This window comes from Streptomyces sp. NPDC006174 (assembly GCF_040614075.1).
Lineage (GTDB): Bacteria > Actinomycetota > Actinomycetes > Streptomycetales > Streptomycetaceae > Streptomyces.
Window position 1 is genome coordinate 1 of record NZ_JBEXTJ010000007.1, and the last position, 19,329, is coordinate 19,329.

Annotated in this window: 15 protein-coding genes; 3 read left to right on the plus strand and 12 right to left on the minus strand. The window is 71.6% G+C overall.

Translation table 11 applies throughout. From position 1 onward, the window contains the following. Nucleotides 1-485 precede the first annotated feature (485 nt). Nucleotides 486-1,493: a stage II sporulation protein M gene (locus ABZ267_RS16925; protein WP_356746308.1), complete on the minus strand. Its 1,008-nt coding sequence runs from the start codon at nucleotides 1,491-1,493 to the stop codon at nucleotides 486-488. Between the two features lie 120 nt (nucleotides 1,494-1,613). On the opposite strand from ABZ267_RS16925, the gene ABZ267_RS16930 reads away from it, so the two are divergent. Beyond that, a complete protein-coding gene (locus ABZ267_RS16930; protein WP_356746309.1) occupies nucleotides 1,614-2,591 on the plus strand; it encodes an RDD family protein in 978 nt (325 codons plus the stop codon). Here ABZ267_RS16930 and ABZ267_RS16935 read toward each other — a convergent pair. The 8 genes from ABZ267_RS16935 to ABZ267_RS16970 all read right to left on the minus strand — a co-directional run bounded on the left by ABZ267_RS16935 (nucleotide 2,588) and on the right by ABZ267_RS16970 (nucleotide 11,118). Then, complete coding sequence (locus ABZ267_RS16935) at nucleotides 2,588-3,217, minus strand: hypothetical protein (protein ID WP_356746310.1); 630 nt, start codon at nucleotides 3,215-3,217, stop codon at nucleotides 2,588-2,590. The two genes, ABZ267_RS16930 and ABZ267_RS16935, sit on opposite strands and share 4 nt — an antisense overlap. 228 nt (nucleotides 3,218-3,445) lie before the next feature. Then, the gene (gene ahcY / locus ABZ267_RS16940) at nucleotides 3,446-4,903 is read right to left on the minus strand and encodes an adenosylhomocysteinase (RefSeq protein ID WP_356746311.1); all 1,458 of its coding nucleotides are present in this window, start codon (nucleotides 4,901-4,903) and stop codon (nucleotides 3,446-3,448) included. 275 nt (nucleotides 4,904-5,178) lie between these two features. Further along, nucleotides 5,179-6,177: a cation diffusion facilitator family transporter gene (locus ABZ267_RS16945; RefSeq protein WP_356746312.1), complete on the minus strand. Its 999-nt coding sequence runs from the start codon at nucleotides 6,175-6,177 to the stop codon at nucleotides 5,179-5,181. An 87-nt stretch (nucleotides 6,178-6,264) separates the two neighbouring features. Then, entirely contained in the window at nucleotides 6,265-7,443 is a 1,179-nt protein-coding gene (manA, locus tag ABZ267_RS16950; RefSeq protein WP_356746313.1) for a mannose-6-phosphate isomerase, class I, read from the minus strand. 45 nt (nucleotides 7,444-7,488) lie between these two features. Continuing rightward, nucleotides 7,489-8,622 carry an SIS domain-containing protein gene (locus tag ABZ267_RS16955; RefSeq protein ID WP_356746314.1) on the minus strand — a complete coding sequence of 378 codons (1,134 nt, stop codon included), beginning with the start codon at nucleotides 8,620-8,622 and terminating at the stop codon, nucleotides 7,489-7,491. Between the two features lie 171 nt (nucleotides 8,623-8,793). Then, the gene (locus ABZ267_RS16960) at nucleotides 8,794-8,976 is read right to left on the minus strand and encodes a Trm112 family protein (protein ID WP_356168503.1); all 183 of its coding nucleotides are present in this window, start codon (nucleotides 8,974-8,976) and stop codon (nucleotides 8,794-8,796) included. Nucleotides 8,977-9,318: 342 nt separating this feature from the next. Further along, nucleotides 9,319-10,686, minus strand: coding sequence for a phosphomannomutase/phosphoglucomutase (locus tag ABZ267_RS16965; protein WP_356746315.1), 1,368 nt, complete (start codon nucleotides 10,684-10,686; stop codon nucleotides 9,319-9,321). Between the two features lie 54 nt (nucleotides 10,687-10,740). Next, complete coding sequence (locus ABZ267_RS16970; protein ID WP_015608934.1) at nucleotides 10,741-11,118, minus strand: DUF3499 domain-containing protein; 378 nt, start codon at nucleotides 11,116-11,118, stop codon at nucleotides 10,741-10,743. A gap of 462 nt (nucleotides 11,119-11,580) precedes the next feature. On the opposite strand from ABZ267_RS16970, the gene ABZ267_RS16975 reads away from it, so the two are divergent. Continuing rightward, nucleotides 11,581-11,940, plus strand: coding sequence for a metallopeptidase family protein (locus ABZ267_RS16975; protein ID WP_356746316.1), 360 nt, complete (start codon nucleotides 11,581-11,583; stop codon nucleotides 11,938-11,940). Between the two features lie 171 nt (nucleotides 11,941-12,111). Here ABZ267_RS16975 and ABZ267_RS16980 read toward each other — a convergent pair whose 3' ends face one another. The 3 genes from ABZ267_RS16980 to ABZ267_RS16990 form a co-directional block, all read right to left on the minus strand. Further along, entirely contained in the window at nucleotides 12,112-13,662 is a 1,551-nt protein-coding gene (locus tag ABZ267_RS16980) for a DUF5719 family protein (protein ID WP_356746317.1), read from the minus strand. Further along, nucleotides 13,659-17,477, minus strand: a complete 3,819-nt coding sequence (locus tag ABZ267_RS16985) for a glycosyltransferase family 2 protein (protein ID WP_356746318.1) — start codon at nucleotides 17,475-17,477, stop codon at nucleotides 13,659-13,661. Before ABZ267_RS16985 ends, ABZ267_RS16980 begins: the two co-directional genes overlap by 4 nt. A gap of 345 nt (nucleotides 17,478-17,822) precedes the next feature. Then, nucleotides 17,823-18,086, minus strand: a complete 264-nt coding sequence (locus ABZ267_RS16990; protein WP_014046372.1) for a WhiB family transcriptional regulator — start codon at nucleotides 18,084-18,086, stop codon at nucleotides 17,823-17,825. A gap of 691 nt (nucleotides 18,087-18,777) precedes the next feature. On the opposite strand from ABZ267_RS16990, the gene ABZ267_RS16995 reads away from it, so the two are divergent. After that, entirely contained in the window at nucleotides 18,778-19,317 is a 540-nt protein-coding gene (locus tag ABZ267_RS16995) for a cysteine dioxygenase family protein (RefSeq protein ID WP_356746319.1), read from the plus strand. Nucleotides 19,318-19,329: the final 12 nt, after the last annotated feature.

The window sequence follows — 19,329 nt, forward strand, 5'->3', positions numbered from 1 at the left end:
CTCCGGGCGCTTCCCTTCATGTACTTCTTTGTCTTGCTGTCTTGCGTTTCCGACTCTATCAGACTCTTTCGTGTCCGATTCCCGGTCGAAGCGGGCCGTGCAGTTTCGCTTTCCAGGTCTTTCGCTTTCGCGTTTTCCCTTTCCGGCGGTTCCAACTTTACCAGACTCTTTTTCGTTCCGTTTCCGGTCCGAATTCGATTTCCGGTGGCCCGTGGAGTGGCCTTGCCTTTCGGCTGATCCGACTTTATCAGAAGCACGTCGGCCGAATGAACAGCCTGCGATTCGAAACTAAAGAGGAGGATCGTTGGCTCTGCGGGATATTGCCGACTTCCCGGTACGAGCTAGATAGACACTATGCGCTTCACTCGAACCTGTCTAGTTCGAGGCAACCGTTTAAATCTACCTCCCCGCATCCGCCGTGTCAACGGTTTTTGCGGGCGAAGAGGAGACTAGCAGCCCAGCCGGGGGCCGACGCACACCGGTGGTCAGGCGGCGGAGGGAAGCTCGGCGCTGCGTTCGACCGCTGTGAGGTCGCCGGTGTCGCCGGCCCGTAGCGCGCGGCGGCCCAGGATGTAGACGTACGCGAGAAAGGCCAGTTCAGCGGTGATGCCGATGGTGATCCTGGCCCAGGTCGGGAGGCCTGAGGGTGTCACGAAGCCTTCGATGAGGCCGGAGACGAACAGGACCAGGGCCAGACCGATGGCCATGCCCAGCGCGGCGCGGCCCTGCTGGGCGAGGGCGGTTCGGCGGGAGAGGGGGCCGGGGTCGATCACGGTCCAGCCGAGGCGGAGGCCCGTGCCGGCGGCCACGAACACCGCGGTCAGTTCCAGGAGGCCGTGTGGGAGAACCAGGCCGAGGAAGACGTCCAGGCGGCCCGCCGAGGACATCAGGCCGATGCCGACGCCGAGGTTGAGCATGTTGAGGAAGAGGATCCAGATCACCGGTATGCAGAGGAACGCGCCCAGGACCAGGCACATCGCGGCGGCCTGTGCGTTGTTCGTCCACACCTGCGCGGCGAACGACGCGGCCGGGTGGCTGGAGTAGTACGTCTCGTACTCCCCGCCGGGCCGGGTCATGGCGCGGAGGTCCTCCGGCGCGGCTATCGCCGCCTGGACTTCGGGGTGGGTGCCGATCCACCAGCCCAGGAGCGCGGCCACCAGCGTGGAGAGGATCGCTGTCGGGACCCACCAGTGGCGCGAGCGGTAGACAGCCGCCGGGAAGCTCGTGGTGAGGAAACGGGCCGCGTCGCGCCAGGAGGATTTGCGGGTGCCCGTGACCGTCGCCCGGGCTCGGGCCACGAGCTGCGTGAGGCGGGCGGTCAGCAGCGGGTCCGGGCCGGTCGAGCGGATCAGGGAGAGGTGGGTGGCCGTGCGCTGGTAGAGGACGACGAGCTCGTCCGCCTCCGCGCCCGTCAGGCGGCGCCCTCGGCGCAGGAGGTGGTCGAGGCGGTCCCACTCCGTGCGGTGGGCGGTGACGAAGACGTCGAGGTCCATGGGCGGCTGTTGCTCCAGGCATGGGTGCGTACGGGGCCGTACTACTGCGGCGCGCTGCGGGTCAGCTTGGCAGACTGGGCCGGCCAGGGGCAGTGAAGGCCGGGGAAGAGTGGGGGCGCGATGAGCGAGTTGGTGACCGGGGACGCGGTCGTCCTGGAGCTGAGGCCGGCGAGGCTGCCGAGCCGGGCGCTGGCCGCGGCGATCGATCTGACAGTGGTTTTCTGCGCCTTCATGCTGGTCTCGGTCGTGGTAGGCATCGCCTCCGTCACCTTGGACGAAGCCGCCGTCGCAGCGATCGGGGTCGCCCTGTTCCTGCTGGTGCTGATCGGAGGGCCGATCGCGGTGGAGACGCTGAGCCACGGCCGTTCCCTCGGGAAGCTGGCGTGTGGGCTGCGCGTGGTGCGGGACGACGGCGGGCCTATCCGGTTCCGGCACGCGCTCGTTCGGGGTGCGATGGGAGCGGTGGAGATCCTGATGACGTTCGGGGTCGTTGCCTCGGTCGCTTCGCTCGTGTCGGCGCGCGGGCGTCGGCTCGGCGATGTCTTCGCGGGGACGCTGGTGATCCGGGAGCGGGTGTCGGCCAAGCGGTCGGGCGCTGTGCCGCCGCCTCCGCCGTGGCTGGTCGGCCGGTTCTCGCAGCTGGACCTGTCCGCCGTACCGGATGAACTCTGGCTCGCGATACGGCAGTACCTGACGCGGATGCACCAGCTGGATGCCGGTGTCGGCGGCTCGGTCGCCGCGCGGCTGGCCGATGAGCTGGTGGTGCGTACGGGGATCGCTCCGCCCCAGGGGATTCCGGTGGCGGCGTTTCTGGCCGCGGTGGTTCATGAGCGGCAGGCGCGTGATGCCCGGCGGGTGTTCTCGAGGTCCGGGGGGACGGCCTCCGCGGCGTCGGCGCCCGTGCCGCCGGTGCCTGTGCCTGTGCCCTCCGTGCCCGTGCCGCCGGTGTCCGGCGGGTTCGTTGTGCCCGCCGAGGTTGCTGCGCCTGTTGAGGTGGGTGGGGCTGATGCGGTCGGTGGGGCTGTCGGGGGTGTTCCTGGTGCGGAGGAGCGGAGAAGGGCCGGAGGCTCCTCCGCCGGGTTCGCTCCGCCCGGTTAGTCGGTGTGCGGGGAGGGGCTCGGGGACGGGGGTGTCTCCAGGTGTTCCAGCTCGATGCCCGGGGCTGCGAGGACGACGTCGCCGGCTACGTGAACGGTGTGCCGGTCGCCGGTGTCCAGGGCGCTGACCTGGTATTCGTCCACGATCAGCGAGCCGTTGTCAGTGGCGTGCGCTTCACTGTTCACCAGAGCCCAGGACTGGTCGCCGGTACGTGGCGCGAGGACCGGGTCCGTGAAGGTGACCACGCGGACGCGGGTCTCGGGGGAATCGGGGGTGAGGCGCAGAAGTCGGGTCAGAGCGACGAGGAACGCGGGGGATGTTCCGGAGAAGGCGTGAGCGCGGACGTTGCCTTCGGTGGCATGGGTGCCGGTCGGGTCGGTTCGGACCCAGGTGACGCCTTCCAGGGCGGCTCCCCGTACCTGCCAGCTCGCGGAGTGGAGTTCGAGACGGATCGGCCGGCCCAGTTCGTCCAGGGCCAGGTCGACGGAGCCGAGGTGGTCGCCGGAGGGGGACGTGGTCTGCGAGACGTAGCGCCAGCCGGAGGGGCCGGGGGCGCAGTGGAAGTGTTCTTCGCCGAGGGGGGTGTGATCGTGAAGATCGTGGAGCGAATACCTGCCGCGGGGCATGGGGTCCTTCGGGTTCCTCGGGCTGTGCGGGGTCGGTGACCGGGTGGCGGTGACGAGACAAGCCCCCGACACGGGGGTGCGGGGGCCTGTCTTGTCAGCTGCCGGCCACGGGCCGCTGCTGCTTGCTGCGTGATGCGTACCGCTGATGCGTACTGCTGCTGAGGCTCGGTACCGTCGGCGGCCGGGAGGAGGAGGTGCGAGCCTCCCGGCCCGCCGCACGGTGCCGGATCAGTAGCGGTAGTGGTCGGGCTTGTACGGGCCGTCGACCTCGACGCCGATGTACGACGCCTGCTCCGGGCGGAGCGTCGTCAGCTTGACGCCGAGGGCGTCGAGGTGGAGACGCGCGACCTTCTCGTCCAGGTGCTTGGGCAGCACGTAGACGTCGGTCGGGTACTCCTCCGGCTTCGTGAAGAGCTCGATCTGCGCGAGGGTCTGGTCGGCGAAGGAGTTCGACATCACGAAGGACGGGTGGCCGGTCGCGTTGCCGAGGTTCAGCAGGCGGCCCTCGGAGAGCACGATGAGGACCTTGCCGTCGGGGAACTTCCAGGTGTGGACCTGGGGCTTGACCTCGTCCTTGACGATCCCGTCGATGGCGGCCAGGCCGGCCATGTCGATCTCGTTGTCGAAGTGGCCGATGTTCCCGACGATGGCCTGGTGCTTCATCTTGGCCATGTCCGAGGCCATGATGATGTCCTTGTTGCCCGTCGTGGTGACGAAGATGTCGGCCTGCGCCACCACGTCGTCGAGGGTGGCGACCTGGTAGCCGTCCATCGCCGCCTGCAGCGCGCAGATCGGGTCGATCTCCGTGATGATCACGCGGGCGCCCTGGCCACGGAGGGACTCCGCACAGCCTTTGCCCACGTCGCCGTAGCCGCAGACGACGGCGGTCTTGCCGCCGATCAGGACATCGGTGGCGCGGTTGATGCCGTCGATCAGCGAGTGGCGGCAGCCGTACTTGTTGTCGAACTTCGACTTGGTCACCGCGTCGTTCACGTTGATCGCGGGGAACAGGAGGGTGCCGTCGCGGTGCATCTCGTAGAGGCGGTGGACACCGGTGGTGGTCTCCTCGGTCACGCCGCGGATCTCGGACGCCAGCTGGGTCCACTTCTGCGGGGCCTCACCGAGGGTGCGGTTCAGCAGGGTGAGGATGTGGGCGTACTCCTCGCTGTCCGCCGTCGACGGGTCCGGGGCCGCGCCGGCCTTCTCGAACTCGACGCCCTTGTGGACGAGGAGGGTGGCGTCGCCACCGTCGTCCAGGATCATGTTCGGCCCGCCGGTGGGGGTGTTCGGCCAGGTCAGCGCCTGCTCCGTGCACCACCAGTACTCCTCCAGCGTCTCGCCCTTCCAGGCGAAGACCGGGACGCCGGCGGGGGCCTCCGGGGTGCCGTTCGGGCCGACGGCGATGGCCGCGGCGGCGTGGTCCTGGGTGGAGAAGATGTTGCAGGAGGCCCAGCGGACCTCGGCACCGAGGGCCACGAGGGTCTCGATGAGTACGGCCGTCTGCACGGTCATGTGCAGCGAGCCGGTGATCCGCGCACCGGCCAGCGGCTGGGTGACGGCGTACTCCTTGCGGATCGACATCAGGCCGGGCATCTCGTGCTCGGCGAGAGTGATCTCCTTGCGGCCGAAGGCTGCGAGAGAAAGGTCGGCGACCTTGAAGTCCTGGCGGTTGGTGACCGTCGTCATAACGGGGCTGCTCCTCGTGATGGGTCGAGGTGGGCTGTCTGGGCTGACTCTGCGGCGACGGGGCACACGAATGCCCGAGCGCGTTCGCAGTGCAGTCCGTCGGAGGCCCTCTGTCCCTCGCCCGGCTCGCGTCCGCGGACCGGTCGACCGCCATCAGCAGCGACGTCTGTTCCGTATCCGAATCTACACCGAACGGCCCAGTGACCCCCAGCCCGTTCATGGAGACGGGCATGTGTGAGGGGTCACCGGGCCGATCGGGGCCGGAGTGCGGTGGGTCAGTGGCCGAGATCCTTCGGGGCCCCGGGATCCTTCGAGGCCGGGCCGCCGGGCGTCTGGCCGGGGTCGGTGCCGGCCGCGGCCGCTTCCGCGTTGTAGATGTCCGGCTCCAGGTAGATGACCCGGGCGATCGGGACGGCCTCGCGGATGCGCCTCTCGGCGGCGTCGATCGCGCGGGCGACCTCGACCGCGGTGTCGTCGTGCCGGACCGCGATCTTGGCGGCGACCAGCAGCTCCTCGGGGCCGAGGTGGAGCGTACGCATGTGGATGATGCCGGTGACGGTGTCGCCGTCCACCACGGCCGCCTTGATCTTCTCGACCTCTTCGAGGCCGGCCGACTCGCCGAGCAGGAGGGACTTCGTCTCGACGGCCAGGATGATCGCGATGACGATCAGCAGGATGCCGATGCAGAGGGTGCCGATGCCGTCCCAGACGCCGTTGCCGGTGGCGAGGGCGAGGCCGACGCCTCCGAGGGCGAGGATCAGGCCGACGAGGGCGCCGAGGTCCTCCAGAAGGACGACCGGGAGTTCGGGGGCCTTGGAGCGGCGGACGAACTCGGTCCAGGAGCGGTCTCCGCGCGTCTGGTTGGACTCCTTGATCGCCGTACGGAAGGAGAAGATCTCGGCGATGATCGCGAAGATCAGGACCCCGACCGGCCAGTACCAGGCCGTGATCTCGTGCGGGTGCTTGATCTTCTCGTAGCCCTCGTAGACCGCGAACATGCCACCGACCGAGAAGAGGACGATGGAGACGAGGAAGGCGTAGATGTAGCGCTCGCGCCCGTAGCCGAAGGGGTGCTGCGGCGTCGCCTCGCGTTTGGCCTTCTTGCCGCCGAGCAGCAGAAGGCCCTGGTTGCCCGAGTCCGCGAGCGAGTGGACGCTCTCCGCGAGCATCGACGAGGAACCACTGAAGAGAAACGCTACGAATTTGGCCACGGCGATCGAGAGGTTGGCGACGAGTGCCGCCACGATCGCCTTGGTTCCGCCGGACGCGCTCATGAGTGCGTGGTGTCCCTTCGTCGGTGTACGGCAGGTGGTGCCGCGCTGCGGCGGCACATTGTTGCAGCCACGGAGAGGAGCGCTGCGTCAGGCCGCCACCGTGGCACGGAAGAGTGTGCCCGGTCCTGTGGCTTCCACCGCTTCGGCGGCCGGTACGTAGACGGATTGCCCGGGAGCCAGGTCGAGCTCGCCGACCCGGACCGCGCCGGCGGTGCAGAGCAGGATCTGCGGGGTGGGGGCGGTCAGTTCGGTGGGCGCGGCCCCGGGCGCGAGGGTGTAGCGGGAGAGGGCGAACTCGTCGACCGGGGTCTCGTACCGCTCCTCGCCGGAAGGTGCGGCCTCGGGGCGCAGGACGTCGGGTTCGGTGGCCTCGAAGCGGACGATGCGCAGGAGTTCGGGGACGTCGATGTGCTTGGGCGTGAGGCCGCAGCGCAGGACGTTGTCCGAGTTGGCCATGATCTCGACGCCGAGGCCGTCGAGGTAGGCGTGCGGGACGCCGGCGCCGAGGAACAGAGCTTCGCCGGGCTGGAGTCGGACGTAGTTCAGCAGCATCGCGGCCAGGACGCCGGGGTCACCCGGGTAGTGGTGGGCGATGCGGGCGTACGGGGTGTGGGAGCCGCCGAGTCGTTCGCAGGCGGCCGCCGCCTCGGCCACGGTGTCGGCCATCTCGGCCGGGTCGGCGCCGAGGATGGCCGTGAGCACCTCGCGGAGGGCGGCCTCCTCGGGGTGGGCGCGGAGGAGGTCGACGTACGGCTTCAGGGAGTCGACTCCCAGGGCCTCCATCGCGTCCGCCGCCTCGGTGGGCCTGCGGAAGCCGCAGAGGCCGTCGAAGGCGGTGAGGGCGCAGATGAGTTCGGGCTTGTGGTTCGCGTCCTTGTACGTGCGGTGAGGGGCGTCGATCGGGACGCCCCGGGCCTCCTCGTCCTCATACCCCTTGCGGGCCTGGTCCAGGTCGGGATGGACCTGGAGGGAGAGCGGGGCGCCGGCGGCGAGGAGCTTGAGGAGGAAGGGGAGGCGGGGGCCGAACCTGGCGACGGTGGCCGCGCCGAGCTCGCCTTCCGGGTCCGCGGCGACGACGTCGGTGAGCGGGAGGTCCGCGGAGGTGGTGCCTGTCGCTGAGCGGGTTATGCGGGAGGGGGCTCCCGGGTGGGCGCCCATCCACATCTCGGCCTGCGGTTCGCCGGTGGGGGCGGTGCCGAGCAGGGCGGGGATGGCCGTGGTGGAGCCCCAGGCGTAGGGGCGCACGGTGTTGGACAGCCGGTCCATGGAGTCGTCCTCGCTGGTGGGTTGTGCGGCGTGTGGTGCTTCTCGTTACGTGGGCCTTGATGCCAGAGCCACGTAAACGGCAGCGAAATCCGTGATGGCCAGCAGTTCGGCCAGCGTCTCCAGGTCGCTGCCCTCGTCCGGTTCCAGTTCGCTGACCGGGGTGTCGTGGCCGAGGGCCAGTTCACGGGCCGCCGGGTAGGCGCTGAGGCCGCCCGTCGGACGGTCCCTCAGCAGGACGACCCTGGCCCGGAGCGTCTCGCCCTCCTCCACCCGGTCGCGGAAGAAGTCGTCCGGATCGGCGCCGGCCGCGAAGTCCCCGGCGAGCAGCGTTCCGTGCGAGGGCAGCGCCTCGGGCAGTTCGGCGGCGAGGGCGGGACGGCCCGCGAGCTCGGACAGTACGGCGGCGAAGCGGCGGCCGACCGGGCCCGCCGCGGTGCCTTCCGTCCACAGCAGCGGCAGGCTGTCGGCCAGCTCGGCGGCGAGCGTCTTGGCCGGGTTGCTGTACGTGGCGATGGCCGGGCCGCAGCGTTCGGCCGTGCGGTCCAGGCGGTCGGCCACCTTCTGCAGGTCCTCGGCGGAGGCGGTCACCAGGCCGACCCGGTCGAGCAGGGCCAGCAGCGGGGTGACCAGCGCCCAGAGGGTGCCGGGACCGGCGGCGGAGACCTCCGCGTCGTACTCGCCGTGCGGTGCGGCCGCCATCGGCACCACCAGGCCGTGCACCCCGTCGACCGCCTCGCGGAGCGGTGAGCGGGTGGGCGCGACGGCGACGACCGTGCAGCCGCGGCGGTACGCCTGCTCGGCGAGGAGGGCGAGGCCGGGTTCCGAACCGTCGGCGGTCGCGATGAGGAGGAGGTCCACGGAGCCGGCCCAGCCGGGCAGGGCCCAGCGCAGGGCTCCGGGGGCGGGGGCCACGCCTGTGGGGTGGATCCGGGTCACGGGGGCGGCCGCGCCCGCGAGCGCGCCGATCAGGTCGGCGACGCCGGATGCGGCGGTGCCGGGGCCGGCGACGAGGACGGCGCGGGGGCGGCCCTCCGGGTTCAGGCCGCCGATGCCGGCCTCGGCGGCGTGCCGGGCGGCGGTACGGACCCGGGCGCCGGCCTCGGCCGCGCCGCGGAGCAGGTCGCGGCGGTCGGCCCTGGCCAGGGCTTCCGGGGCGTCGAGCAAGGACTCGTCGAGCATGGCGGTGGGCCTCCGATCACCGGGTGGGGTGAGGGACGCGGGTGCGGGGGTCGGTGGCGGGGGCCTTGCCTTTACGGGGGTGGGCGCGGGGTCTGGTGCGTGCGCCCTGCTCTCCGGTCGGGGCCGGTGCCGTGCCGCGGTGGGACGTGCCCGTACGCGCTTCGCTCGCGGTCAGGCGGGGCGGCGGGCCTCGTCGACGAGCAGGACCGGGATGCCGTCCCGGACCGGGTAGGCAAGGCCGCAGTCGGCGCCGGTGCAGAGCAGCTCCGGGCTGTCGGCCGCGGTGCGGTCGTCGAGCGGGGAGTGGCAGGCCGGGCAGGCCAGGATCTCCAGGAGGCCGGCTTCGAGCGGCATGGGGTGGGTCCCTTCGAGCGGTGCGGTTCTGATGCACGTGGATCAGGCGTCGTCAGCCTACCGCTGGGGGGACGGGGGCGCGGTTCGGCTGGGGGGTGGAGGACGGGGGATGGGGCGGCGGGGCGCCTGGGGCGGGCCTCCCCCTACCCATCCCCAAGCTCTCGACTTCGTTCGAGCAGGGGAGACCCCACTTTTCCCGAAACCGGAGCTCCGCCCCGGGCCCCGCTTTGTCCTCAAGCGCCGGACGGGCTGGGGTTTCGGGGCTCCGCCCCGGGCTCCGCTCCTCAAACGCCGGAGGGGGCTGAAGGCAGGCGCCCGGAGGGGCTGAAGTGGGCGGAGCCCTCAGGATCGGATCCGGGCCAGTACCTCGTCCCGTACCGCCGTCATCGTCCGCTCGTCCTTCGCCTCCACGTTCAGGCGCAGCAGCGGTTCCGTGTTCGAGCCGCGGAGGTTGAACCACCAGTCCGTGGACGTGACCGTCAGGCCGTCCAGGGTGTCGAAGGTGATGTCGTCGCGGTTGCTGTAGGCGGACCTGATGGCGGTGAGGCTGGCTGTCTGGTCGGCGACCGTGGAGTTGATCTCGCCGGAGCCGGCGTAGCGGTCGTAGGCGGCGACGAGTTCGGAGAGAGGGCCGGGCTGGCCGCCCAGGGCGGCGAGGACGTGGAGGGCCGCCAGCATGCCCGTGTCGGCGTTCCAGAAGTCGCGGAAGTAGTAGTGCGCCGAGTGTTCACCGCCGAAGATCGCGCCGTGCTCGGCCATCTCCGTCTTGATGAAGGAGTGGCCGACCCTCGTGCGGACCGGGGTGCCGCCGTTCTCGCGGACCACCTCGGGGACCGACCAGGAGGTGATCAGGTTGTGGATGACCGTGCCCCGGCCGCCGTTGCGGGCCAGTTCGCGGGCGGCGACCAGGGCCGTGATCGCGGACGGCGAGACGCCTTCGCCCCGTTCGTCGACGACGAAGCAGCGGTCCGCGTCGCCGTCGAAGGCGAGGCCGAGGTCGGCGCCCTCGGCGAGGACGCGGGCCTGGAGGTCGACGATGTTCTTCGGGTCGAGCGGGTTGGCCTCGTGGTTCGGGAAGGTGCCGTCCAGGTCGAAGTACATCGGTACGAGGTCGAGCGGGAGGCCCTCGAACACCGTGGGGACCGTGTGGCCGCCCATGCCGTTGCCCGCGTCGACGACGACCTTCAGCGGGCGGATCGCCTTGAGGTCGACCAGGGCCAGGAGGTGGGCCGCGTAATCCGTGAGGGTGTCGCGTTCCGTGATGGTGCCGGGAGTGGTGGACGCGGCGGGCCGCGGCGCGCCTTCGGACCACTGTTCCACCAGCGTACGGATCTCGCGGAGGCCGGTGTCCTGGCCCACCGGTGCCGCTCCCGCACGGCACATCTTGATGCCGTTGTACTGCGCCGGGTTGTGCGAGGCGGTGAACATCGCGCCCGGCAGGTCCAGTGCGCCCGACGCGTAGTACAGCTGGTCCGTCGAGCAGAGGCCGATCAGCGTGACGTCCGCGCCGCGGGCCGCCGCGCCTCGGGCGAAGGCGCCGGACAGGGCCGGCGAGGTGGGGCGCATGTCGTGGCCGATCACGATCGCGTCGGCCTCCGTGACCTGCACGAACGCCGCTCCGAACAGTTCGGCCAGCGACTCGTCCCACTGGTCGGGCACCACGCCACGTACGTCGTACGCCTTCACGAGCTGCGACAGATCAGCGACCACGGCCGGTCCTCCTGGTGTTTACGGAGAGCCCAAACTACCCGGCCGTACGATGCGTCAGGAGTCCGGGGAGCGCAGCACCCTCAGGTGGCCTCGGCGGGCGACTTCCACCGGGTCCGCGGAGCGCGGGCCCCTGCCGCCGCCGTCCGGTCCGCGGTCGTGCGGCCGGGCCGCTTCCCGTACCGCGTTGGCCAGCGCTTCCAGGTCGTCGCCGCTCGGGTGCGCGGGCGCGGAGCCGTCGGAGAGGCGCACCACCTCCCAGCCGCGTGGCGCGGTCAGCCGCTCACTGTGCTCGGCGCAGAGGTCGTAGCAGTGGGGCTCGGCGTAGGTGGCGAGCGGGCCGAGGACCGCAGTCGAGTCGGCATAGACGTACGTCAGTGTCGCGACGGCAGGGCGGCCGCACGCGGTGCGCGAACAGCGACGTACAGGGCTCACGATGTTGGACGGTACCGCACTCTTGAGCGGGCTGCGACGACTCTCCCCCGGCTCACCCCACCGTGTCGCCCTGCGGTCCTCGCCGCACACCTGCCTCCGGCAACCCTCTGACCTGCGTCGCGGTAAGCGCGCGGTGCGGGACGGGTGGTTCCGAGGATCCCGCGCCGGAGTGGATCCCGGCGTTCCACCGGCCTTCGATGATCGGGTCAGGGGCCTGAAAAGGGCTCAACCTTGGCCTGAATGTTCAACTGCGGACAGGAGCCCCACATCGGGGTGGACCGCCGGAATGTTCCGGCCGGGGGACGCTCGGGGGAAGGGCCGGGGAAACGGTCGCGGGCCGCGTCCTCGGCACGATCGAGGCGGGCCCGGGAGCGTTACGCTGCGTCGGTGATGGACAGCTCCGTACCTTCCCCCCACCCGTTCGAGCCGCGGCCCCGGCGCCGCGATCGTCATGGCCGCGGTATGCGGGGGCCGGTCGCGCCGCCCCAGGTACCGCTGTCGGCCAGCCGGGGCGAGATCTTCCGCGATCTGGTCCAGGACTCGGTGGAGCGGCTGGAGCGGCGCTGGCCCCAGCTGGCCGAGGTCGACTTCGTCGTCCTGGATGTGCCCAGCGATCTGGAGGAGAGCGTTCCGCTCGGTGACGCCGTATCTGCGGCCAAGGGACGGCCGGCGCAGATCGTCGTCTACCGGCGGCCGATCGAGATCCGCACCAAGAACCGCGACGAGCGCGCGCTGCTCGTCCACGAGGTCGTCGTGGAGCAGGTCGCCGAGCTGCTGGGGCTGGCCCCGGAGTCGGTCGATCCGCGGTACGGGCAGGAGTAGGGCGTGTCCGGCGGATCTTGGCCGGGTCCGCGACGCCTGGTGCGGCCTGTCCGTCCCTGATCCGCCGGACACTTCCAGGGCCTGTCGCCGAACTGCCGTCTGCCGCGCGACGCCTGGCCCTAGCCGCCGTACCGCCGCCTTCTCCTCCGTACCGCCGCTCGCCGCCGGCCCTCAGTCGTCCAGTACCGACAGGTCCTGCCGCGCCGACGGCACCACCACCGTGCCGCCGTCGTCCGGCAGCGTCTGGACCGTGAACATCTGTACGCCGTCCTCCGGCAGGACCAGCGCGCGTGAGGCGTGGACCGGGCCGCCCGAGACCGTCTCCACCGTCAGCGCGTACGTGCCCTTGAGGCCGGCCGGAGGCTTCGGCGTGACGGCCATCGTCGTACCGGCCTTGACCGTGTACGTCTCCACGGTCGCCTCGCCGCCTCCGCTCCCCGCCGACGTGGTCACCTTCACCTCGGCGTCCGCGCCGGGTGCGGCGAGGGAGAGCGTGGAGCCCTTGGCCCGGTTGTCGGTGACGCTCGCCCGTGCGCCCACCGGGCCGGTGGCCGGGATGTAGGCGTACTCCTGCTTGGCGCCGGTGCCCCGGATCACCTGGAGCGCGGCGACGATCGGGGTCGCGCGGTTCTTCTCCACCGGGGTGAGGCGCAGCGAGCCCGGTTCGCCTCGGGTGATGTCCTTCAGGTCGACCGTCGCGGTCATCCCGGACTTGATGTGGAGCGTGTCGTTCCCCGCCGGCGCGAACGTCGCGTTCTTCCCCATCAGCTGCACCTTCACGTCCGCGTCGCTCTCGCCGGGCGCGAACGCCACCAGCTGTACGGAGGTGGCGTCGGCCGGGATGCCGGGCATCACCAGCGTGCCGGAGGGGTCGGCGGCCGCCGTGAGCCAGTCGGTGCCCGAGCCGTCGTCGGCGGTCAGCAGGACCGCGCCGACCCGGCCGGAGCGGGTGGTGACGTGGGCCGTCAGGTCGTTGACGGACTCGTCGGTGAGGGTGGAGAGCAGGAGCGCGACGCTGGAGCGGCCGGGCACGGTGATGCCGTCGCCGACCTCCGAACTGACCGCGCCCTTGGCGCCGAACAGCTCGACGTCGGCCACGGCCGCGCCGTCGTCCGGGTTGGTGAGGTGGATGTAGTCCTGGCGCGAGCGCGCGGTGCTGGCGCCCGGGAACCAGAAGTCGGTGTCCGGAGCGGTGCAGCTGACTCCGAGGAGGCCGCGCGCGCCGCCCGCGGTGACCGTGGTCGTCTGCTGGGCCGCCCAGCCGGGCGCCAGCGCTCCGGTGGCCGTGCCGACGAGGGCCGGAGCGGCGGAGCCGTTCGCGTCGGCGAGGACCGGCTTGCCGGGCTCCTTCACGGCCAGCACCGGCTTGTCGGCCTTGGCCTTCGCCTTCTTCGCGGCCTCCTCGGCCTTCTTCGCCTTCTTCGGGTCGGTCTCGATCTCGTCGTCGAGGGCCGCCAGGGCCGGCTTCAGCTCGGCGGTGTCCTTCGTGCCCTCGCCTCCGCCCGTGTCCTTTCCCGGCGGAGTGAACGAGGTGTACCTCGTCTCCGCCAGGTCGGAGGTGCTGGGTGCCGGGCAGACCAGACTGGAGCGTTCGACCGGCAGGGAGGAGGCGCTCGCGGTCTCTTCGGCGGCCGGGCCTCCGGGTGCGTTGAGCGAGGCGAAGCCGGTGATGGCGGCCAGGGCGACGGCGCCCGCGATCAGGGACAGGTGGGTGGACTTCACTCGGACTCGCCTCGCGGTGCGTTACGGGTCTGCCAGGGGGCCTGGCCCGGGGTGTCGGGGTGCTCGCCGGTCTCGGCGGGGCTCTGGGCAGGATCGGCGGCGTACGGGGGCTGCTCGCCGGTGTCGTACGAGGGCTGCTCGCCGGTGTACTGGCCGTACTGGTCGTACTGAGCGTGCTGGCTCTGCTGACCTTGCTGGTCGTAGGGGCCGGAGCCGCCGTACTGGCCGCTGCCGTCACCGTGCTCGGTGCCGTACTGCTGCTGTCCGTACGGGTCCTGGTAGCCGGAGCGGGTGGCGTAGCCGGTGTCCTGCTGCGTGTACGGGTCCTGCTGGTACGTGGCGTACTCGCCTTGCTGGTAGGCGTCGGCCGGCTGCCGGCCCGCCTCCTGGTACTGCTGCCCGTCCCACTCGCCGTAACTCTGCTGCGGGAGCGCCGCGTAGCCGGCCGTGGTGTCTTGCGGGTCGTACTCGCCGCTCTGCTGCTCCGGGATGTACTCCGCCGGGTGAGCCTCCTCCGGCGCCTCCGCTGCCGCCGCCTCCGCCTCGGCCGCCGCGCGGAGCCTGCGGGCCCGGCGGCCGTCGCCGTCCGCGTCGGCGGCGGCGACCGCGAGCGCCTCCTCGGGCAGGTCATCGTCGATCTCCCGGCGGCGGCCCGGCAGGGCCATGACCACCAGGACCACCGCGAGCGCGCCCTGCGCCCAGAGCCAGACGGTGTGCGTGAACGGGGCGTCGTACGTGAGGTCCAGGCGGCCGCCTCCCGCGGGCAGTTCGAAGCCCTGGGCCCAGCCGTCGACGGTCACGCGGGTCAACACCCGGCCGTCGACCGTGGCCTGCCAGCCGGGCGCGGCCTCATCGGCGATCCGCAGGATGCGGCCCTCGTCGCCCGCCGGGATCTCGGAGTGCGCCTCCACGGGCCCGGAGCCGACCGGAAGGCGCTCGCCCTCACCGCCGGCCGGGACCACCATCACGCGCGCGACCTGGCGGTCCACCCGCCACAGCGCGCTGCCGTCGAGCTGGCTGAGGCGGCTGAGGCCCGGAGTCGTGTCGAGGACGCGGCTCATCTGGCGCGGTGCTCCGTCGCGTACGAGGACGTAGCGGACGGCGAAGTTGCCGAGCTGGCCGCCCTGGTCGGCGCCGGAGCCCGCGACCAGGTTGGCGACGACCTTGTCGAGGTGGCTGTTGGAGCCCGCCGCCTCGGTCAGTTCGCCGTCGCCGAGGCGCGCGCCGGAGCCGCGGACCAGGCTGTACGAGACGGAGCCGGGCGAGGTGCCGCCGAGGACCAGGGTGCGCGCCTGGTCCTGGGTCGAGCTCTCCTCGGCCACGAAGGCGGGGACCTGTACGGGGTCGCGGCGCTCCAGCGGGCCGTCCGCGCCGCCGACCATCCAGCCGAAGGCGGCCAGGACCGGGGCGAGCCCGGCGGCCAGGGCGATCAGGGCCGCGACGGGCTGGCGCCAACCGAAGCTCTGCTCGGCGACCCGGACCCGGGCGCCGTCCGCGCCGACGAGTGCGGCGGCGATCAGCGCGGCGCCGTAGACGAGCGTGGCCGGTCCGGCCCAGGTCGAGCCGTTGGCGAGCGCCGCGAAGAGCAGGCCGGTGAGGGCGGTGGCCCAGGCGGCCCGGACAGCGAACTGCCGCTCGCCGCGCAGCAGGGCCGCGAGCGCCGCCAGCACGATGCCGAGGAGCAGGAAGCTGCCGGCCGCCTTCGGGCCGCCGGGACTGATCCCGAGCAGGTCGTACGCCGAAGCCGTTCCCGTACCGATGTCCAGGCCCGCTTCGCGCAGGAACGCGGACGGGTCGGTGAGGAGTGTCAGCGACCACGGCGCCAGCGCCAGCATCGGGATGCCGACGGCGGCGAGGAAGCGGAGTCCGTACGCCGTGATGTCACGGCGGCGCAGCGCCAGCACGCCGAGGCCGAGCACCACGGCGAGCGGCCAGACGACCGGCGTGAACGCGGTGGTGATCGTGAGGAGCAGCGCGTACGCCCAGGTCGCGCGCCAGCTGCCGCGCGGCGCGTCCGGGTCGGTGCCGTCGCGGAATCCGTGGGCGGCGACGGCCGCGCGGGCGATCAGCGGGAGCAGCACGAGCAGGACGGCGGTGCCGAGGCGGCCGGTGGCGAGCGCGCCGGTCGCGGCGGGCAGGAAGGCGTACGCGACGCTCGCCCAGGCCCGCAGGAGCCGCGACGGGAGCAGCGGGCGGGAGGCGAAGTACGCGGTGAGTCCGGCCAGCGGGACCGAGCAGACCAGCAGGGCGGCGACGGCGAGGCCGGTGGAGCCGAGGAAGAGGGCCGACAGGGCGGCGAGGAGCGCGAGGTAGGGCGGAGCGGTCGCGGTGGAGCCGGTGGCGATCGTGTGCCAGGCGTCCGCGTACCGGCCCCAGAGCTCGCCGGCCTCCGCGGGCGCGGGCAGCAGCGCGCCGCCTGCCAGGGAGCCGCCGGTGAGCAGGTTGCGGCAGGCGATGAGCGAGACCAGGAGGAGCAGTGCGAAGAGGACCGGGCCGGGTTTGCGGCCGATCCGCTTGAGCCGCGCGAACTGGTCGACCTCCAGGAAGTCGGCGTCGTCGCCGCCGGGTCCGGACTCGACGGCTCCGTGCCGCGAACCGCTCGACTCGGCCTCGCCCTTGTTGCCGAAGTTGCCCGCGACCTGTTCGACGGTGGCCCGGACGGTGGCGCCCGGCGGCGGGAAGAGCGCGCGCAGTTCGGCCGCGTCGACCGCGCCCTTTCCGCGCTCGCGGCGGGCGGCGAGGATGCGACCGGGCCGGAGCAGGGTGCTGAGGAGGCCGGTGACCTCGTCGAGCGCCTGGCCCGGGACCTTGCCGACGAGGTAGGCGAGGGTACGCAGGAGGGTGCCGACGACGAGCCGGAGCAGGACCCACGGCAGGGCCTTGCCGCGCGCGTTGACGAGCATCGTGTAGGCGGCGCCCGCCTTGTCGACGCGGTGCGGGCCGGCGACCGAGCGGCCGGCGCAGTCGATCGGGCGGCGCTCGCGGGCGGAGGCCTCGGCGTGGCGCAGGACGGCGTCCGGCGCGACGAGGACCCGGTGGCCGGCGAGGTGGGCGCGCCAGCACAGGTCGACGTCGTCGCGCATCAGCGGGAGGTTGCGGTCGAAGCCGCCGAGCTCCTCGTAGACGTCGCGGCGGATGAGCATGCCGGCGGAGGAGACGGAGAGGACCGTGCGGACCTGGTCGTGCTGGCCCTGGTCCTGCTCGCGGCGGTCCAGGCCGGTCCAGCGGCGGCCGCTGTTGGCGATGGAGACGCCGACTTCGAGGAGCTGCTTGCGGTCGTACCAGCCGCGCAGCTTGGGCCCGACGATGGTGGCGTACGTGTCGGTGTCGACGACGCGCAGCATCTCGGCGAGCGCGTCCGGCTCGGGTGCGCAGTCGTCGTGGAGCAGCCAGAGCCACTGGACCGGTTCGCCGTGCGGCAGCTCCGGCAGGTCGTAGTTCTCGTCGGTCCAGGACCGGGTGACCGGGTCCCAGCCGCCGGGCCGCTTGAGGTACGGCAGGTCGTCGGGGGTGAGCGGCCCGGCGGTGCGGACCGCCTCGTCGACGGCGGTGCCGAAGCTCGTACGGCGGGCGAGGTGCAGGACGCGGTCGCCGCCGAGCGCCTCGGCGACCAGCCGGGCCGAGTCGTCGGCACTGCCGGTGTCGGCGGCGACGACGTTCTGTACGGGGCGTTCCTGCCCGAGCAGCCCGGCCAGCACGTCGGGCAGCCAGCGGGCGCCGTCGTGGGAGACGAGCACGGCGGTGACGACGTGCCGGGGGAACTCTGGGGCGGCGGCGGCCGCGTTCGGCGCCGCCGAGTGGCTGTGCACGGACATCGAGGTACGGGCCCTCCGGCCGGGTCCGGGGGCGTATCCCCGGGGGCTGCTTCGGTGTACACGCGCGCCCCGGCGGGGCGTTGGCGCATCTCGGACGGGGCCCCACACTAACGGTACGGATCCGCGGCGGTGGCCCGGAGCGGAGGAACGCCCCTGGTGCGCGAGGGTCGCGGACATGCCGACGGCCCGTCGCCCGCTCCCCGGGGAGGGAGTGGTGGGCGGCGGGCCGTCGGTGCGTGGTCCTTGAGGAGCCCTGCTCGGGAAAGGGCTGCCGGGGCCGGGCCGGGAGAGGCGCCTGGATCGATGCCTCCTTGAGCTGCCTGGATCGCGGCCTTCTTCAGACGCCTAGATCGCGGCCTTCTTCAGACGCCGTCGTTCCCGTTCGGAAAGTCCGCCCCAGATGCCGAAGCGTTCGTCGTTGGCCAGCGCGTACTCGAGGCACTCCGACCGCACCTCGCAGGCGAGACAGACCTTCTTGGCCTCGCGGGTGGATCCGCCCTTTTCAGGAAAGAAGGACTCGGGATCGGTCTGGGCGCACAGTGCGCGCTCCTGCCAGCCGAGTTCCTCGTCCGCGTCCTCGACCAGCAGTTGCTGGAACAGCTCGGTCATGTGCGCCCCTCGTCTGTCTCTTGCGTCCCGTGATGCGGCCGTTACTGACTGGTCACGGCCGAACGACACGAGTGAAATTACAAGTGTGTATCTCCGAGGCAGTCAAGCGAGGATCTGCTATTGGCCCAGGGATTCACTCTGCGGAACCAAGCGTATGCGGTAAGTGTTCAAATCACCAAAAACCTGACATATGCCACAGGCCCCACTCCATCACGCCTTCCCCCGGTCAAGACGATCAGGGGTGCGCTTACATTGCGATTCGATCACTGTAGCGATCAAGATCACAGTCAGATCACAGGCCCTCAACCACGTTTGAAGAGGCAGGTGATGCGCCATGTCTCCGCCATCGGCAGTGAGCAAACCTTTCTGCTCGCGCGACAACCGGAAGGGGTGAAACATTGCCCCCATAGCGGGCATCGGGTTGACAGGGAGCGATCGAGCCGGTCTCCTGGATCTCATGTCAGCGATCGCAGCGATGCACGTCACCCACGTCCGTGGGTTCCGCAGCGCTGTCCAGGCTCGCTGTTGCTGTTCCAGCTGTCACAGCTGTTGATGCCGTAGTGCTCCAGCTCTGATCCAGCTCCTCCCCCGCTTTTCCGGCTTCCCCGCGGTTCTCTTCTTTCCGCGGCCGCCGACGCTCCACGCGACTCCCCGCACGCGCGCCCCCCATGCCGAGGAACCACCGCACCCCATGAACAGCGACAGCGACCTTCAGATCGCCGGCGACATCCTTGAGGTCCAGCACCTCCTGCAGCCCGCCCGCGAGCATCCCTCCACCGTCTCCGAGTTCGTCGGCCTCGCCCGCTCCATCGCGGCCGACCGCACACGCTGGGCCGGACTCGTCCGGTACGACACCACCACCCGCTGGTACCACCGGCTCCAGACCGTTCCCCAAGCTCTCGGCTCCGCTCGAGCAGGGGAGGCCCCGCTCGGCTACGAGGTGTGGCTGCTCAGCTGGGTGCCCGGACAGGGCAGCGGGCGCCACGACCACGGCCGGTCCGCCGGCGTACTCACGGTCCTCGAAGGCGAGTTGACCGAGCACACCGAGCGTGGCCACCGGACGCTCGGCGCCGGTGCGCAGCGCGCCTTCGCGCCCGGCTACGTCCACGAAGTGGTCAACGACTCGCTCGAACCGGCCGTGAGCCTGCACATCTACTACCCGGGTCTGACCGAGATGCCGATGCACGCCGCGCAGTGCGCCCCGACGGCCGTGGATGTCGTACCCGCCTGACAAACTGCTGTG

Excerpts from the sequence above, each read along its gene's own strand:
- ABZ267_RS16925 (WP_356746308.1), bottom strand. The coding sequence starts at position 1,493 with ATGGACCTCGACGTCTTCGTCACCGCCCACCGCACGGAGTGGGACCGC.
- ABZ267_RS16930 (WP_356746309.1), top strand. The coding sequence starts at position 1,614 with ATGAGCGAGTTGGTGACCGGGGACGCGGTCGTCCTGGAGCTGAGGCCG.
- ABZ267_RS16985 (WP_356746318.1), bottom strand. The coding sequence starts at position 17,477 with ATGTCCGTGCACAGCCACTCGGCGGCGCCGAACGCGGCCGCCGCCGCC.
- ABZ267_RS16935 (WP_356746310.1), bottom strand. The coding sequence starts at position 3,217 with ATGCCCCGCGGCAGGTATTCGCTCCACGATCTTCACGATCACACCCCC.
- ABZ267_RS16975 (WP_356746316.1), top strand. The coding sequence starts at position 11,581 with ATGCGGGGGCCGGTCGCGCCGCCCCAGGTACCGCTGTCGGCCAGCCGG.
- ahcY (WP_356746311.1), bottom strand. The coding sequence starts at position 4,903 with ATGACGACGGTCACCAACCGCCAGGACTTCAAGGTCGCCGACCTTTCT.
- ABZ267_RS16960 (WP_356168503.1), bottom strand. The coding sequence starts at position 8,976 with ATGCCGCTCGAAGCCGGCCTCCTGGAGATCCTGGCCTGCCCGGCCTGC.
- ABZ267_RS16955 (WP_356746314.1), bottom strand. The coding sequence starts at position 8,622 with ATGCTCGACGAGTCCTTGCTCGACGCCCCGGAAGCCCTGGCCAGGGCC.
- ABZ267_RS16995 (WP_356746319.1), top strand. The coding sequence starts at position 18,778 with ATGAACAGCGACAGCGACCTTCAGATCGCCGGCGACATCCTTGAGGTC.
- manA (WP_356746313.1), bottom strand. The coding sequence starts at position 7,443 with ATGGACCGGCTGTCCAACACCGTGCGCCCCTACGCCTGGGGCTCCACC.
- ABZ267_RS16990 (WP_014046372.1), bottom strand. The coding sequence starts at position 18,086 with ATGACCGAGCTGTTCCAGCAACTGCTGGTCGAGGACGCGGACGAGGAA.
- ABZ267_RS16945 (WP_356746312.1), bottom strand. The coding sequence starts at position 6,177 with ATGAGCGCGTCCGGCGGAACCAAGGCGATCGTGGCGGCACTCGTCGCC.